Annotated in this window: 12 protein-coding genes, 1 other RNA gene, 1 pseudogene and 1 CRISPR repeat array; of the genes and pseudogenes, 13 read left to right on the top strand and 1 reads right to left on the bottom strand. The window is 40.2% G+C overall.

Annotated features, from left to right (window positions below):
* The first annotated feature begins 42 nt into the window (after positions 1–42).
* The 13 genes and pseudogenes from V3C97_RS05590 to V3C97_RS05530 all read left to right on the top strand — a co-directional run bounded on the left by V3C97_RS05590 (position 43) and on the right by V3C97_RS05530 (position 14,986).
* Positions 43–381: a metalloregulator ArsR/SmtB family transcription factor gene (locus V3C97_RS05590; protein WP_338433966.1), complete on the top strand. Its 339-nt coding sequence runs from the start codon at positions 43–45 to the stop codon at positions 379–381.
* 84 nt (positions 382–465) lie between these two features.
* Positions 466–1,164, top strand: coding sequence for a ribonuclease H family protein (locus V3C97_RS05585; RefSeq protein WP_338434551.1), 699 nt, complete (start codon positions 466–468; stop codon positions 1,162–1,164).
* A 32-nt stretch (positions 1,165–1,196) separates the two neighbouring features.
* Positions 1,197–2,603 carry a L,D-transpeptidase family protein gene (locus V3C97_RS05580; RefSeq protein WP_338433965.1) on the top strand — a complete coding sequence of 469 codons (1,407 nt, stop codon included), beginning with the start codon at positions 1,197–1,199 and terminating at the stop codon, positions 2,601–2,603.
* 50 nt (positions 2,604–2,653) lie between these two features.
* Positions 2,654–3,022: a transfer-messenger RNA gene (gene ssrA, locus V3C97_RS05575) on the top strand.
* Positions 3,023–3,608: 586 nt separating this feature from the next.
* A complete protein-coding gene (locus tag V3C97_RS05570; RefSeq protein ID WP_338433964.1) occupies positions 3,609–5,318 on the top strand; it encodes a type I-E CRISPR-associated protein Cse1/CasA in 1,710 nt (569 codons plus the stop codon).
* On the top strand, positions 5,318–5,914 hold the full coding sequence (casB, locus tag V3C97_RS05565) for a type I-E CRISPR-associated protein Cse2/CasB (protein WP_338433963.1): 597 nt from the start codon (positions 5,318–5,320) through the stop codon (positions 5,912–5,914). The genes V3C97_RS05570 and casB overlap by 1 nt, the downstream gene beginning before the upstream one ends.
* A 15-nt stretch (positions 5,915–5,929) precedes the next feature.
* Positions 5,930–7,009: a type I-E CRISPR-associated protein Cas7/Cse4/CasC gene (cas7e, locus tag V3C97_RS05560; protein WP_338433962.1), complete on the top strand. Its 1,080-nt coding sequence runs from the start codon at positions 5,930–5,932 to the stop codon at positions 7,007–7,009.
* A complete protein-coding gene (gene cas5e, locus V3C97_RS05555) occupies positions 6,990–7,718 on the top strand; it encodes a type I-E CRISPR-associated protein Cas5/CasD (protein WP_338433961.1) in 729 nt (242 codons plus the stop codon). The genes cas7e and cas5e overlap by 20 nt, the downstream gene beginning before the upstream one ends.
* Positions 7,718–8,374 (top strand): type I-E CRISPR-associated protein Cas6/Cse3/CasE, encoded by a 657-nt coding sequence (gene cas6e / locus V3C97_RS05550; RefSeq protein ID WP_338433960.1) that lies wholly within the window; start codon positions 7,718–7,720, stop codon positions 8,372–8,374. Before cas5e ends, cas6e begins: the two co-directional genes overlap by 1 nt.
* Before the next feature lie 5 nt (positions 8,375–8,379).
* Positions 8,380–9,333 carry a type I-E CRISPR-associated endonuclease Cas1e gene (gene cas1e / locus V3C97_RS05545; RefSeq protein WP_338433959.1) on the top strand — a complete coding sequence of 318 codons (954 nt, stop codon included), beginning with the start codon at positions 8,380–8,382 and terminating at the stop codon, positions 9,331–9,333.
* Positions 9,333–10,198, top strand: a pseudogene (cas2e, locus tag V3C97_RS05540) (type I-E CRISPR-associated endoribonuclease Cas2e). Before cas1e ends, cas2e begins: the two are co-directional and overlap by 1 nt.
* Before the next feature lie 44 nt (positions 10,199–10,242).
* Positions 10,243–12,227: direct repeats of the CRISPR family, unit length 28 nt; unit sequence GTATTCCCCACACACGTGGGGGTGATCC.
* Between the two features lie 673 nt (positions 12,228–12,900).
* Complete coding sequence (locus tag V3C97_RS05535) at positions 12,901–13,170, top strand: hypothetical protein (protein ID WP_180848554.1); 270 nt, start codon at positions 12,901–12,903, stop codon at positions 13,168–13,170.
* A gap of 892 nt (positions 13,171–14,062) precedes the next feature.
* On the top strand, positions 14,063–14,986 hold the full coding sequence (locus V3C97_RS05530) for an IS30 family transposase (protein WP_003709292.1): 924 nt from the start codon (positions 14,063–14,065) through the stop codon (positions 14,984–14,986).
* Positions 14,987–15,269: 283 nt separating this feature from the next.
* Here V3C97_RS05530 and V3C97_RS05525 read toward each other — a convergent pair whose 3' ends face one another.
* Positions 15,270–16,931, bottom strand: coding sequence for an IS1182 family transposase (locus tag V3C97_RS05525; protein ID WP_056968813.1), 1,662 nt, complete (start codon positions 16,929–16,931; stop codon positions 15,270–15,272).
* Between the last annotated feature and the right edge of the window lie 216 nt (positions 16,932–17,147).

Here is a 17,147-nt window from a genome sequence, read left to right as displayed (position 1 = left end):
CAGTTAGGGTGTAAGGATAATATTCGAAAGGAGTGTGTTACTATGCCTACAGTTAATGCAAGCATTACCAGGGATGAAGCATTGAACAACTTTGTTGATAACTTTGATATTATTAATGCTCTAGCTGACCGCAACCGCCAACGAATTATTATTCTGCTTTTCCACCATATGGATGATGGAATGACAGTGACAGAAATCACACGGCAAATGTCAATTACACAGCCAGCAGTGTCGCACCATTTAAAGATTCTTCGCGAAGCTAATTTGGTTTCGTTTAAGAAAAATGGACTGCAAAGCTTCTATTACCTGACTCTAGAGCAGCCATTATCGCATTTAGAAAAAGTTATTCACGATTTACATCAGGAAGTAGCTGTAGAATGATTATCACTACTAGATACTAAAGTCCCCGCATTGGTTAGTGGGGATTTTTTTAGTATAATAAATTTAAAGAAATGAGGTGGAATGATGGCCCGAAAATTCTATGCGGTTGCTCGTGGGCGGAAGCCAGGGATATATTTGACTTGGCCTGAATGCCAAGCGATGGTTAGCGGCTTTCCTAAAGCTAGCTACAAGAGTTTTAGCAGTAGAGCTGCAGCAGAAGCCTGGCTTAATGGCGCTTCGCCAGAGGAACCAACGCCATCTAAGAAGCAACCGGCAGTGCCAGCTAAGCGCCCCGGAGAGGTGTTCGTATATACTGATGGTGGTTCACGGAACCATGGAAACGTAAAGGGGCAGCACGTCAAGGCAGATGATAAGGCTGCCTGGGCATACCTGATCATTCTCCCTGATGGTCAGCATGTTAGTGATACTGGGGGTGAATATGGGAGTACCAATAATCGGATGGAGATTATGGCGCTGGTAGCTGCCCTGACTAGGTTATTAGAATTGGGGCAAAAAGATGCCCCGATCACCTTGGTGTTAGATTCACGCTATGTGCTAAACGCTATTGAAAAGGGCTGGCTACAAAGTTGGCAACGACACGGTTGGCGCAAGAGCGATGGTACGCCAGTTCTAAACCAGCCTTTGTGGGTAATTGTCAGTCAACTATTACCACAATTTACCCACTTGCAGTGGTCATGGACTAAAGGACATGCAAATAACAGTGGAAATGTTTTTGTTGATCAGTTACTGAACAAGACGATGGACCAAATGGCATCTTATTGAGATAAGTGCCGATAAAAAGGAATGATTTTAGTATGAAGCGAACACATCGTAAACAGACACGGAGTAACATATGGGTATTGCTGGTAGCATTAGTGATTATTGTTATCGGCATCGGGGGTTTTGTGATGAACCGCCACCAACGTACACATTTCAACCGTAGCGTCAAGATCAATGGGATCGACGTTGGGGGGCTAACTGCAGATGAGGCATTGGCACGTTTGAAAAAGGTACAGTGGAGTAATCAAGTCTACGTAGGTCAGACCCTCATAGTGACTGGGAAAACGACAAGTGCGCATATTTCACAGGCAGATTTGCCAGCACTAGAGAAAATTATGCAACAACAATATAGCTTCTTTCCCCATAAGGTAAACCATAATTACCACCTCCAACCACAACAAAAGAATAGTTACCGGGAGAATGTTTTACGCCAAGCTCTACAAACAAAATTGGAGCAACTAAATCAAAAACGAACTCCGGCCCAAGATGCATATGCTCAATTAGTAAATAATAAAGTGACGGTTGTTCCTGCGCGAAAGGGTAACCAGTATAACGTTGCTAAGATCATGCAGGAGTATGATCACCAACAATATCAAGCAACGATTAGACTTAAAAAGAAAATCGTGCAACCTGTAACGGCAACAAGTGCAACTGTTAAAAGGCAACAACGTAAGCTGGATAGATTGGTCGATCGCCAAGTTGAATATACAGTTGTGGATAAGAAGCACACTATCACAGTGGCGGATGCATTTAGCAAGGTTACTTATCATGATGGTAAGTATGATTATGATGATGCCCCGCTACGTAAGCTCATTACCAAGATTAATAATGAGCAGGGAACTCTGCATAAGCGCTATGATTTCACTACTCCTGGTGGAAGCACTATAGCCGTTCAAAATGAGTCCTATGGGTGGGAGTTGAGCACCACAAAGGCACGTAAGACTCTTTCTCAAGTACTATTAACTGGGAAAAAACAAGTAGACGGTCGGCAAGATATTTATGGTTTAGGATATAATACTGGTGGCTTGGGCTATGGTTTAGATAATAATGGACTTGGTAAGACCTATGCAGTGATCTCGATTGCTGAACAACGTGCTTGGCTGTACCGGGATGGACAGATGGTACAGAGTTTCCGGGTAGTAACGGGAAATCAGGCAACGCATGAGGATACGCCAACAGGCGTGTACTACATTATGTATAAGCAATCGCCGTCAGTTCTGCGGGGTTATGCTGCAAACCGTGGAAAGTATGAGCAGAAAGTAAGTTACTGGGCACAGTTTACGGACAGTGGTTGCGGGTTTCATGATGCTGGTTGGCGGAAAGATTGGTCACCTAAAGCATATTTGAATCATGGTTCAGGTGGTTGTGCCAATACCCAACCAGCTGAGATGGCTAAGGCTTATGGGAATTTAGTTCAGAATGAACCAGTTATTGTATACTGAGTAAATTTTTTGGTGCTATTAATTATCTATGCTATAATTAGTAGCATTACGGGGATGTTATGGATTCGACAGGTATAGGTCGAGCCTAAATTGCGTTTGGTAGGTTGCGACTACCTTAAAACGCTCAGTTAAATATAACTGCAAAAAATAATAACTACTCTTACGCAGTAGCTGCCTAAAAACAGCTTAGCGTAAATCCACCCACGATCGTCCATGTTGTGGTGCTGGGTTTTATACTAAGTGGACTACTTTTGCTTACTTCCACCTGCAGTAGCAAAAAGAGATCATCAGGATAGTTAGTAGTGTTAGCCGGGTTGTGTGGCGGAGCTGCTAGCGAAATTTAAATAACATGACTATGAACGTAGAGGTTTAGGTGGCGATATGCTTGGACGCGGGTTCGACTCCCGCCATCTCCATATTTTATGTTTTTGCCGGTATTGGTGGGTGCTAAAAAGCCCGTCATACCGGCGTTTTCATTTGCTATTTCAGGATAAAAGAAAAAGTGATCAAAAAATGGTAAAACACAACTGAGATAGAATTAGCAGTACTAAGTTGGATATGTAATTAATAAAGGGGTGATGTGTGGGGTTGTAATTGCAAATGGAAGATTCATTAACTAAAATAAAGATGTAGTCCTTACTTATGTAAGGGTGATCCTTTGTTATGTTTTTAGTAGATGGGTAGTCCCTATATAATTAATAGGGGAATATAGCAAGGGATTTTTATCTTTTTCAATTTTTTTGTTGAATTTGTTATGTTTATATTATGTTGTAGTTGGTGAGGAAAAAGTATAAAAATGATAATTCATCATATCTAGATAATTAATATAGAAAAGTTCCTCATTAGTTTACAAGATGAATTAGCAAAATAAGGGGATATAAATCGGACTTGATAAATGCAAAAAAATGTTATCTTTGGGATAGTTTTTGCAGATAAATGTTAGCGCTTTCATTGCAACGTGATATCATTTAGTTAAGATGTTTGTATTAAAAGGAGGTTATATAGGTGAAAAAGAGTTTCAATTTAGTCAGTGAGCCGTGGATTAGGGTGCTTGAAACAACTACTAACGAAGAAACAATGGTATCTTTAAAAGAACTTTTCGCCAACGCCCAGAATTATCGGCAGTTAGCTGGCGATACACGTAGTCAAGACCTAGCGATATTAAGATTTTTACTAGCTATTTTAACAACCGTCTATTCGCGGGTTGATGGAAACGATCAACCGTATGACGGGCTGGAGCTAGATAATAATTTTCGTGTGGTTGATGCAGAAGATTTCTGTGAAGATTTTTCTGAAGAAGATGCCTTAGAAACATGGCATGCTTTATTTGCAAAGGGCATTTTTACTCCAGCTGTTGCACATTATTTAGATGCCGTAGCCGATAAATTTGATTTTTTTGGAAAAAAACCATTCTACCAAGTTACGCGTGAAAACTATAACAAGTTAGTCGAACCTAAAAAAGCAGTTAATGAAAATAGTATCAGGAAGCGTACAGGAACTGTAGCAGTGAAGCAGATAAATCGCTTGATATCAGAAAGTAACAATTCGGCAGCTGTTTTTGCGACAAAGTCGAAGCTATCTAAAAATAGGCTAACGTTAGACGAACTTGTTCGCTGGATAATAACTTACCAAAGTTTTACTGGCGTGACTGATAAGACAAAAACTATTAGTAAGGAAAAGTTTTCTATCTCACCTGGTTGGTTATATAAGCTCAATCCTGTTTACGTTGTTGGGGATAATTTATTTGAAACATTATTATATAATCTGGTTTTATTTGAGGATTATGAGTTATGGTCGCCAATTCAAAAGCCGGTTTGGGAATTTGAAAATATTGAAGCATACGTTAGTGAGATTCAAAAAGCAAATGTCCCAGATAATATTGCGCAATTATATACAATTTGGTCAAGAATTCTACATATTGAATGGGTGGATGATGAACCGATAATTTTCAGTGCAGGACTTCCAATGCCGAACGCTATAAATGCGCGAATCGAACCAATGACGACATGGAAAAGAGTCGATAAAAAAACTAATGACATTCGGCCAGCAACACGTAATTTGGGACAACTTGGGCAAGCAATGTGGAGGAATTTTGGTCAGTATATACGAACAACCGGAAGTGTTAACTCGCCTGAAATAGTAAATTGGCTTGAGGGAGTAACTAACGGTAACCACGATAAACTAATTACGTTAGCTACTGCAGTTTTGATTAGCGATGGAAATGCAACTTCGCAGTCACCAGCAGCTGAATTTACGGATGATTTTGCATTAAATCGTGAAGTTATTTTTGATAAGGAAATGATAAAACGTTGGCCTGAGCGAATCGAAAATGTTATAGAAGTAACACAAAGTGTGGGAAAAAATTATTGGATACTAGCACGACAAATTGCAGATATTCGTGATTTAGCTGATGGAGCAGAGTTTGCTAACCATATTCAAGCCAGATTTTATGAGCGACTAACTGTACCGTTCAAAGAGTGGTTAGCGAGTCTCCGTGTGAATGATGATCGCGATTTGAAACAGCGAGAATGGAAGAGAAAGTTGCAACAAATTGTGTATATATCATTAGCAGAGGATATTGAATCGGTTGCAACTCCACGTGATTTTCGTGGGACCCCAATGCAAGATAATGATAAGCAAGAGCCAGTAAATATTTTTACTGCAATTGCTTCATTTCGTATGCGACTGGCAAAATGCTTTAAGGAGGACGAGTAATGGCAAGACGAATACAAAACGCAACCCAAAATATTATTGATAATTTATTCAATAATGGAGCTGGGTCCCCAGGCAATATGGCAGCTTTAAGAGCTACTAAAACAATCGATGATCGTTATGCACAACGTATATGGCCGTTGATGATGCCGTATTTGAGTGCAGAATGGATCGATAATGACTACAATTATGAATTACAAGCAATTTATCAAACTCTGCGATTATATGCGTTACATCAACAAGGACAAAGTGATTATCGAGGAAACTTATTAATGGTTTCTGCTAGCAAGAAAGATGGAGGCATAGAATTGTTGGAAGCCTTGGCAATACTGCGCCAGGATAGGGATGAACGTGCTGGGGTGGATCGACAGGTTGCCCGAGTTTTAGCTGCTCCAAATTTACAATTTCTAATGAATGCGCTAGTACGACTGGTAAAAATTTTGAAAGCTAAAAAAGGCATGATTAAAATTGACTATGCCCAATTAGCGCAAGATCTATATTCATTCCAATGGGGTGGCGATAGCCTTCGCCATTTACGCTTTAAATGGGGAGCACAGTATTATTATAGTGATGTTTTAAAGAAAGAAGATTTAAAATAAGAAAGGAAAATTATTATGAATAAAAATTTATACCTTTGTTTACATGCTTTGCAAACTGTTCCACCAGCTAATTTAAACCGTGATGATACTGGTGCTCCTAAGTCAGCAACATATGGGGGAGCGTTAAGAGCACGTGTTTCTTCCCAAAGTTGGAAGCGAGCAATGCGCCAATATTTTGCTGTTAATGGACGTGCTAACGCAACTCGAACAAAAAAAATACCAACGATTTTGGCCGAGAAAATTAATACCTTAAACCCAGAATTAGCTTTGGAAGAGGCTCTTGAGAAAGCCAAAGCAATACTGGCCGTGGTTGGAATCAAAAAATACGAAAAAAATAATATTGATACTAAAGTTCTGTTAGCAGTTAGTCCAGGACAACTGGAAAAATTGGCTAAATACAGTTTGGAGCATGAGGAACTAGACAAAAAGGAAATTAAACAAATTTTGCAAGGCGATGATTCGTTAGATTTAGCGCTCTTTGGACGGATGGTCGCGGATGATCCAGAGTTGAATGTTGAAGCAACAGCGCAAGTAGCACACGCTTTATCGACTAATGAAATTACACCAGAATTTGACTATTATACGGCAATTGATGACTTGCAAAGCGAAGATACTTCTGGGGCATCGATGTTGGGGGATATTGAGTACAATTCTTCCACCTTATATCGGTATGCTAATGTCAATGTTCGCGAGTTGATCGCGGATCTTGGTGAAAAAGATGCATTGGCAGGAATTAGTGATTTTATCAAGAGTTTTATCTTATCCATGCCAACAGGAAAGCAAAATACTTTTGCTAATAAAACTGTTCCTGGATATGTCATGGCTACTGTACATTCTGATACACCGGTAAACTTAGTATCGGCTTTTGAGACGCCGGTTCGTTCACGGCAGGGTTACATGGAACAGTCAATTGAAAAACTCGAGCAAGAATATGATGATGTGCAACAATTTATCGAAAAGCCTTTGGCACAAATTATTCTGAGAAAAGGTACTATGGCTGAAGGAAACAAGGTGAATAACTTATCAGAATTATTAGAGCGTGTAGCCGATGTCTTGAATAAGGCGGTGGTTGACGATGAAAACATTAACGGTTAAGCTAGCTGCTCCTTTGCAATCTTATGGTAATCAGGCTAATTATGAACGACGAACCACTGGACGTTATCCAAGTAAGAGTGCAGTAATAGGAATGATCGCAGCAGCATTGGGCTATCATCGTGATGATCCTAGAATTGTTGAATTAAATAGTTTACAGTTTGCAGTACGTGTAGATCAGGCTACATCAGTATTGTCTGATTTTCATATTGTTGAATATGATACCAAGAAACATAAAAGAAAGTTAACCTATCGTGATTACATGCAGGATGCAGTCTATATAGTAGCTGTAGGGAGTGATGATTGCAAAATGATTGATCGGATTGAATATGCATTGCATCATCCATACTTCCAACTATATCTAGGACGTAGGAGTAACCCACCAGCGGGCCCATTGGTTATAAAAATATTTACAGATAGTAATCCAGTAGAAGTTCTTCAAAAGCTAGATTGGCAAGCTGCTGACTGGTTTAAGCAAAAATATGCCTTGCGTGGGCGACAAGACGTGATGCTTGAATTGGTGGCAGATGCAAACTTACTTCCTGAACATAAAGATTATACGGTTCATGATCGTGTAAGGTCGTTTGCAGTCACTGACCGCTGTTATGGATATCGCTTGGCGGCTACGACGCAAGTGACATTACCAATAGCTAAAAAGAAAATTAATACCGAACATGATATTATGGGGATTTTAGAAAGTGAGGGAGATTAATGTATTTATCACGAGTTGAAATAGCAGTGCAGGATGTACAGCGAATGAGGTCCCTCACTCATTTGGGCGCATATCATGATTGGGTTGAGAAAAGCTTTCCCGATGAGATTGAGGCTGGTGTTAGAAAACGACATTTGTGGCGCATTGACCGCCTAAACGATAAATATTATTTATTAATTGTGAGTGAAAATAAGCCTGATTTGGATCATTTAGGGATCCACGGTGTTCCTGGAACAGCAATGACTAAAATATATGATAATTTTTTAGCCAAGATTGCAGAGAAAAAAACTTATCGTTTTAGATTGACGGCTAACCCGTCATATAAAGTGATGCAGCCTGGAAAAAAGAATGGTAGAGTCTATCCACATATTACTGTTGCCCAACAGAAAAAATGGCTAGCAGAGCGTCAAGAAAAACTAGGATTTGAATTTATTTTTCGAGAAACGGATCAAGGAACAGTTCCATCATTTGAAATTGTGGATCGTGATTGGAAGATACTGCGGCGCAAGAAGTCTCGTAAGGTGGAACTTAGTTGTGTTACTTTTGAAGGAACAATAAGAGTAACTGATGCTAAAAAGTTCAAGAAAGCATTAACATCTGGAATTGGACGGGAAAAGGCCTATGGGATGGGCTTGATGACAATAATCCCCAATTAGTGACTATGGATAAAAATATCGGGGCAGAGAAAGCAAAGTTAAGTGAACTGGGGCGTATTAGTGATCGGATAACATTTTTATATATTGAACATGCAAAAATTAATCGCCAAGATAGTGCAATTCTAGTGATTGATAGTCAAGGAACTGTAGCAGTTCCAGCAGCAACTTTAAGTGTATTGTTGTTAGGGCCAGGAGTGGATGTTACACATCGTGCGATGGAATTGATTGGAAACTCCGGTCTAGCGGTTGTATGGGTAGGTGAACACGGTGTGCGCCACTATGCACATGGTAGGGCACTGAATCATTCGTCATTATTGTTAGAAAAGCAAGCAAAGCTTGTAAGTAATGTTCGCTCACGCTTGGCTGTTGCGCGTAGAATGTATCAATATCGTTTTCCGCATGAAGATGTAAGTCGATTAACTATGCAGGAATTGCGTGGTAAAGAAGGTGCAAGAGTGCGGAAAATTTATCGAGAGCAATCAAGAAAAAATAAGGTTCCGTGGTCGCGTAGAGAGTATGATCCGAACGACTTTGAAGCAGGGACTCCAATCAATAAAGCACTAACTTCAGCACATCAAGCTTTGTATGGATTAAGTTATAGTGTCATTGTCGCTTTGGGAGTGAGTCCCGGCCTAGGCTTTATTCATACAGGTCATGACTTGTCTTTTGTGTACGATTTTGCTGACTTGTATAAGGCTGAATATTCAATACCAATTGCGTTTGAAGTAACAGCGCAGTGTACAGATGAAGCAACCATTTCACGTCAGACACGCTTGGCAATGAGAGATGCGTTTCGTGATGGTAAGCTACTAAAACGCATGGTACATGACTTAAAGGATTTATTAGGAGTGACCTTAGAAGCGGAAGAAGTAGATGCCGAAACATTAAGTTTGTGGGATGACAAACTAGGAATGCAAAAAATGGGTGTTCAATACCATGAAAGTACGGAGAAAACATAATGATTGTGATTACTTTGACGAAAGTACCATATTCTTTACGTGGTGACCTGACTAAATGGTGCCAGGAAATCCAAACCGGGGTATACGTTGGCAATGTTAATGCACGTATTCGTGATCAATTATGGGAACGAATTAAGAGGAACGTTGGTAATGGAGAAGCAACGCTAGTATATAACACCAACAATGAGTTAGGGTATACTTTTCTAACAACAAGAAGAGACCATTGGTCGTCGATTATGATGGAATACCTTTAATGAAGAAAGTAGCTACTAAAAAAACAGTAAAACATGGGTTTAGTAAGGCAGCACGATATTATAAGGCGCGAAAGTTTAAGAGGAAAAAAATTGTTAATAATATTCAAAAACGGAAAGAATTTATAGTAGTTGATGTAGAAACTACAGGTTTAGATCCCGAAAAAGATGAAATTATTTCAATTGGTGCTGTTAAACGAGGAAAAACGGGACAAAAAGAATCGTTTTTTCATATAATTGAATGTTCAAAAGTTATCCCGCCGGCTATACAGAAGTTAACAGGGTTAACAAATGAAATAGTTGAAGCGGGAGAACCATTAGTAAAAGTTTTACGGGCATTTAGAAATTTTATTGGTGACGAAAGAATTGTAGGGTATAATTTGCGCTTTGATATCGAGTTTCTAGATTATGCTTTCAAGAAAGTAAAGTTAGAAAGAAAAAGTAACGAATTAGTAGATTTGCTAGCAATAGTAAAAAATAAAAATCGCTTTCTAGATAACTATAAATTGGACACTGTACTTCAAGCATATGGGATAGAAAATAAGCAGCCACATCAAGCACTTGAGGATGCTAAAGCAACATTTCAACTTGCAGAGAAACTAATGGAAAATTGATGTTGGTCAGAAGTGAAATGTTGATTTATAAGGGATCTGTTACTGTATTCCCCACACACGTGGGGGTGATCCCAACGTGGCGCGACAAAATCGCCCTCAGCCTTAGTATTCCCCACACACGTGGGGGTGATCCCATAAAAATAGCGAAAATATGTCCGAGGAGGAAGTATTCCCCACACACGTGGGGGTGATCCTTTTTGCGCCATCTTTTAAGCGTGGTCTTTTTGGTATTCCCCACACACGTGGGGGTGATCCCTATATCGTCAAAGACTTGTCTGATCAGGATAAGTATTCCCCACACACGTGGGGGTGATCCCCTCTTTGTATTGGACTTCTTTTTTGTTGGTGTGTATTCCCCACACACGTGGGGGTGATCCTTATGGTTGCGCAATGGAACTACGAAAAGAAAAGTATTCCCCACACACGTGGGGGTGATCCTATCGCATATGCAGAGGTGCATATGGACGAAACGTATTCCCCACACACGTGGGGGTGATCCCTATACCCCAGTTGTTCATATCCAAAAAGTGAAGTATTCCCCACACACGTGGGGGTGATCCTTTAAGGCGCATAACGGGGCGACCCCTGGTAAGGTATTCCCCACACACGTGGGGGTGATCCTTTTTCAGCTGAGTTTTTTATTTTTTAGATTGAGTATTCCCCACACACGTGGGGGTGATCCTTTCGGAAAACTTTACTTGATGTTGTTTTTTCCGTATTCCCCACACACGTGGGGGTGATCCTCTTATCATAGGCTTCACTAGACCAGTCAAGCTTAGTATTCCCCACACACGTGGGGGTGATCCTCAAGAGATAGCACGTGATAAGGAAGAACTAGCAAGTATTCCCCACACACGTGGGGGTGATCCCGATTCTAGCTTCTTTTTACGCCACGGTCTGTCGTATTCCCCACACACGTGGGGGTGATCCTACCCCTCGTGTATCGTTGGCACTGGCATTTTTGTATTCCCCACACACGTGGGGGTGATCCTTCCATTTAGTGTTCCCTCCAGTACCTCTTTTTGTATTCCCCACACACGTGGGGGTGATCCCAGTTTTTGTAGGGTTTTATTAACAGCCGTAGGGTATTCCCCACACACGTGGGGGTGATCCTTCCGTTCGGGCTGATGTTTTCCGCCCTCACTCGTATTCCCCACACACGTGGGGGTGATCCTAAAAAATGACCCTGGACAGGAGGTAAAAAGCAGTATTCCCCACACACGTGGGGGTGATCCCGTCCTATTATTGAAAAATGAGCGTGAAATATAGTATTCCCCACACACGTGGGGGTGATCCGTCCATTATTTGGCTGTTCAGACGGGCGTTGACGTATTCCCCACACACGTGGGGGTGATCCCTTTGACCCGAAGACGGTAGTCCAAAGTGATGGGTATTCCCCACACACGTGGGGGTGATCCCTTTGACCCGAAGACGGTAGTCCAAAGTGATGGGTATTCCCCACACACGTGGGGGTGATCCCCTGTATATATAATATCTAACTATGTAGGTGTAGTATTCCCCACACACGTGGGGGTGATCCTCGCTTCTAAGGCATTTAATGCTCGTCCGGGTCGTATTCCCCATACACGTGGGGGTGATCCCCGTAATTTCTGTTGCTCGGATAAAACCGAGCAGTATTCCCCACACACGTGGGGGTGATCCCAAGTTAAACGCCCTGGGTATTCCAGACAGCAAGTATTCCCCACACACGTGGGGGTGATCCTTTTACTTAGAATCATGGACGACAAGAACCTTGGTATTCCCCACACACGTGGGGGTGATCCTTTGATCCTCAAGATCAAGTTCAACCGGTAAGGGTATTCCCCACACACGTGGGGGTGATCCTAAGTTCATTGGGATTATTTTTACAATATTCCAGTATTCCCCACATACGTGGGGGTGATCCCATACCAAAACGTGTCAAAGTCTAAGCCTTGGGGTATTCCCCACACACGTGGGAGTGATCCCGAGATTGAGATGCGAACCAAAGGCGAGTATGGAGTATTCCCCACACACGTGGGGGTGATCCATTGCCACAGAAACATTAGCCCCAGTTCCATATGCCAAACCAGTTCTCAAAAAAGATGATCCCGCAGGATATGAACGCTATAAAGCATATAAGCGTTATTCTTCCCTGCGCAATAAAGCTATGAAGTCCCTTACTCTCGATCAGGTATCTCAGTGGTTTGAAAGTGAAAAGCAAAGAATGAATTAGCCTATGTACACCAATTGCTTAAAAATACGATTGTCATGCGTGATGGCAAATTTATTCTTGACTGGAAATCTCCTCTTTATGAGCAAATAGCTCGTTATCTGCAAAATTTGCGGTATAGAAGCGATTCTAATAGCAATTACACTCGGATACATTAAAAGCTCTCAAAACGCTTCTATTTGCGTCTGAGAGCTTTTTGTTTTATATACAAATCAAGCACTCCTTGGTTGGGGGAGTGCTTATTACAGAAAGTGCCACAATATGTGGTTTCTGTCTGTTGTATCAGTAAGTTTATTATACCACACAATTGAAATTTGCTACACTGGTTAGGTGCTTCACGGGGTTGGTTACCCAAGATGTGGAGCATGAGGAGGTGTTCACAATGTGACATCTCTGTGTTGTTGTAGTATTCCCCACACACGTGGGGGTGATCCTGGCAGAGAGCCAACCGAGAAAGAATTAGAATTTATTAGAAAGGTGATGAAATAGGATGAATAGGTTAGATAAAATAAGTGATTTAATTGAGTCAATGGAAACTCAAATGGAGATTACATTTAACTATGATAATGTTCCTTATTTTTTAGAACCGGACTATATAGATAATTTTAATATAAAGGGTTGGATTCTTAATAACAATAAAAACTTCAGTAGACAGAAAATTTCTAGCACTGACTCTAAAGAAGTATTGCAGTTAGCATTATTGGAAGATGGGCAAAGCGTCCTTTCTCAATGGAAAAATTTAGATATGATAATTTATTGAAAAATTAGGTGAAATAGTATGGCAAGTTACGAACAAGTTGCTACTAAGATATTGAAATATTTTCCACACACGTGGGGGTGATTACTTTGAGTGAGCAAGAACAACGCATTGTTATCTTGCATAAATTAAGACACGTTGTCCTCGACAGTTGTGATCTTTGTTTATAAATCTTACTAACGCTATGAAGCTAAAAATGGAATGTTGTACCGATATACTCATAATTTAATAGCTTGTTAGATCCAATTTGAATGGAGTTAGTACTGTTCCAGAATCATTTAATCCTGGATTTCATGAAACAAGGTGATTCTTAGTAAAGATGAAAGTGTTGCCGAGAAAGTTATTAGAAAATATTTGTCAGAAAATGAGTTTTTAGATATGGAGAACTTAGAATAAAATTGGATGATATAAATATGGATACATTCGGATTTATTTTTATTGTCTTGGGTATCTTTTGTATTGTTGTTATTGGATTTGGGATCACATAGATAGTCAGTACAAATTCTATTATTTTTTAATACTTACTAGCAGGAGAAAACAAGAATATATGGCTGCATCAAAAGATTCCAGCAAGATTATGAATACATGGTATTTATGATTTTAGATAAAAATAATATGGCACATGACACCTAGTATGATTATGTATTTGACAATGAAAGTAATGAATCATCGTTTATTGAAGCAGTGGAAAGCCTATCATCTTACGATATTACGTCCCACTTAAAAAGAATGCGTTTGGAAATTTCAGGTCTAATACTGATGATATGAAACTCTACGCTAGTTATTATCAAAGGGGCAGATTGTAAAATTTAAGTTGAACATTTTAGTGGACAGAAAAACCCATAAAGGTCTTTAATGGTGTCGTTACAACATTCCATTAGAAAGAAGGACCTTTATGGGCACCACTATCTTATCATTTTCAGACCGCATTGTCATCGAAACGCTTCGTCATGAAAAGCGATCTCTTCGATATATCGCTGATTACCTGGGCTTTAGTAAGACTACTATCTTTAATGAAATTCACCGGTTAAAGGGTGAATACCATGCGACTAGTGCGCAAGCCGACCACGAAACTAAACTTAGTTATCGTGGTCGTAAATGCTCATTAACGGCTAACCTCAAGCGACTAATCGAAGACAAGATCAAGATTCAGAAATGGTCAATTGAACAAGTAGCCCATGTGGTTAGGATCGCCTACAAGACTATCTATAACTGGGTCGATCAAGGACTTCTAGATATTCGGATGACTGATTTACCTGACCATGGTATTCGTCGTAAGCGTGCTAAAGAAACCCGTGGGACTTTCAGTCATGGTCGTTCGATTGAAGATCGTCCAGCTGAAGCTTCTGATCGTAATATTGCAGGCCATTTTGAAGCTGATACAGTTTTATCTGGCAAGCGCAAAGGTCAAGCAGTAGCCACGTTTGTCGAACGCAAGAGTCGCCTTACTATCGTTAAACGGCTTGGTGGACGAGATAGCACTTCAATGACTAAGGCTATCCTTGAGTTAGCTAATCAATTAGGAACTAATCTCAAGACACTGACGGTTGATCACGGGAAAGAGTTCGCCAACTACCAATCAATTGAGAAAAATACCGGCGTGCCGTTGTACTTTGCCCATGCTTATTCTCCGCATGAACGTGGTAGTAATGAGAATCGTAATCGAGTGTTACGGCGATTTATTCCTAAGGGTCAGCCAATTGAAGAGATTAGTGATGATGAATTGATTCAGATTAACTGGTATCTGAATTCACGGCCACTCAAATGTTTGAACTGGCGAACTCCAATTGAGATCTTTTTGCTTAATCTGCGTCATTAAATTTGTTCAAGTTATTTATTGCAATCTACCAAGGTGAAATGTTTTTTATTGTGAGACCTATCAAGTAAGAGGTACAACAAGTTTACCTCGAACATGATGACTATGAATCAGCTATCAATGATTGCTTTACTAAGATAAAAAGCTTTAGTAGTGATACTAGTGCGGAAATCTCTAAATAAAACAGTTTGCAATCCACACAGCATGGCCGCCTTGCTCATATTTTGCATAGGGAGTCTTGAATCCATAAACAAATAGGAGGAGGCTGGGAATTAACTATTATTTTCTAGCTTCTAACTAAGAAAATGCGAACTATGATTTTTGATTTAATCAAAAATTGTAGTTCGCATTTTTGGTTATTTACTAAAAAGGGTCTTAATTGGTTGATCATTTTACCCAATTTCGTTAAGTTCAATGCCATTAAGGTTAATCCGACATCATTTTCCACAGCCCGTTGGCCGCGCAAATGAGTTCGGCGTACGCCAAAATCCCTCTTCATGCGACCAAAGACTGGTTCAACGTCGAACTTGCGTCGACGATAGATCATCTTACCTTCATCGCTTGAGAGGGTCTCTTTGACTTTTGCTTTGTAATAATTCCAAGTTGGATTAACCTGGATGTAGCGCTGACGCTTACCTGGCGTTTTAGCTAACTGATCTAACTCTTCTGATGATTGATGTGTGTCAGCACGATAGAGTTTAAGATCGCGCTTAAATCCATACTTATCAGTTCGTTTACTGTAGCGATAAAAACTGAAGCGAACGCCTAAATGATCAATATAGTAGTCATCTTCGGCATTGTACTGCCAATTCTGAGGTTTTGTTGGATCATTTTTGAACTTACGCTTCTGCTCTTTTTGATAGGTGGTGTATGGAATGAGTGGTTGCTTATCGAATTGGTCAAGCAGTGTTGTGTAATTATATTCACTACCGTAACCAGCATCAGCTACCACGTGTGTAAAGAAATCCAAGCCATGGAATTGCTTAAGAAATGGCACTAAAGTCCTAGTATCAGTAGGATTGGAAAATAAAGCATAATCAAGGACAAACTGATTATGCGTGGCAATCTGAAGATTATATCCGGGTTTGAGTTCTCGGTTCATCATCGGATCTTCTTTCATGCACATAAAAGTTGCGTCGTGGTCTGTTTTCGAAAAGCTATTTCGTCCTTGAAAAATATCTTCGACACGTTCATATTTTTTAGCCCGTGGAATTAAGTCTTCTCTCAGTTGACGACGAAGCTTCTTTAGAAAACGTCGCCGACGTTTTCTAACTGAACCACCTTTAATTATTTTCGGCTCCTGTTTAATGGCTTCGTCTAGATTAGTGATTTCTTTTTCCACTTCTTCAGCCATTAATTCCATACCGTCGATAGATTCAATCATTTCTGGTTTCATCTCTTTGATGACTTGCTTTTCTACTAACTCATCATAAATACTAGCCGTCTTTTCTCTCAACTTAGCGTGATACTTTTCTATTGCCCGACGCCAAGTAAACGAGTACTTATTAGCATCCGCTTCAACCTTAGTGCCATCAATAAAGACTGCATCATTTTGAATTAGCCCATGGTCCGTAAGAGCCATAGTAAAGTAAACAAAGGTACGTTTTATTAAGTTCCTGGCGTGCTCACTCCGTCGAAAGTTATTGATGGTATGGTAACTGTATGAATGATCACGGGCTAACCATCGCATTGGTAAGTTTTCTTCTAACAAGGTTTCTATTTTCCGGCCAGAATAAGTTTGACGAGAGTACGCAAACAACAGAATTTTTAACATCAGTGCAGGGTGAGAAAGTGGGCGGCCGGTGACGGCCACGTTCTCTTCTAACAAAACCTCTTGTGGAATGGAATCGACAAAAGTATCAATTAACCGAACCAGATGATTTTTTGGCACATTGTAGTCATAATTTAGTACGAATTCTGTTTGTCCCGTGATATAATTTTGATACATGAAAATCGCTCCTTTATGTTTGTTTTTAGGGGTAATTACATCATATCAGGAACGATTTCCTGTGTACATAAGAAGCCGGACGATGAACCAAGATTTGATTCATCGTCCGGCTTTCATTTTGGACTGAGAGTTTTTTCCCAGCCTCTAATAATGTTGTAAATAGTACATAAGACATCAAAGAAATTTTAGATAATAGTCCCAAAACTTACCCCTCCA

The sequence above is a fragment of the Ligilactobacillus saerimneri genome (assembly GCF_036689625.1).
In the GTDB taxonomy this organism is placed as follows: domain Bacteria; phylum Bacillota; class Bacilli; order Lactobacillales; family Lactobacillaceae; genus Ligilactobacillus; species Ligilactobacillus saerimneri.
The sequence above is the reverse complement of the archived record's forward strand: the minus strand, read 5'-3'. Positions and strand labels throughout refer to the sequence as shown.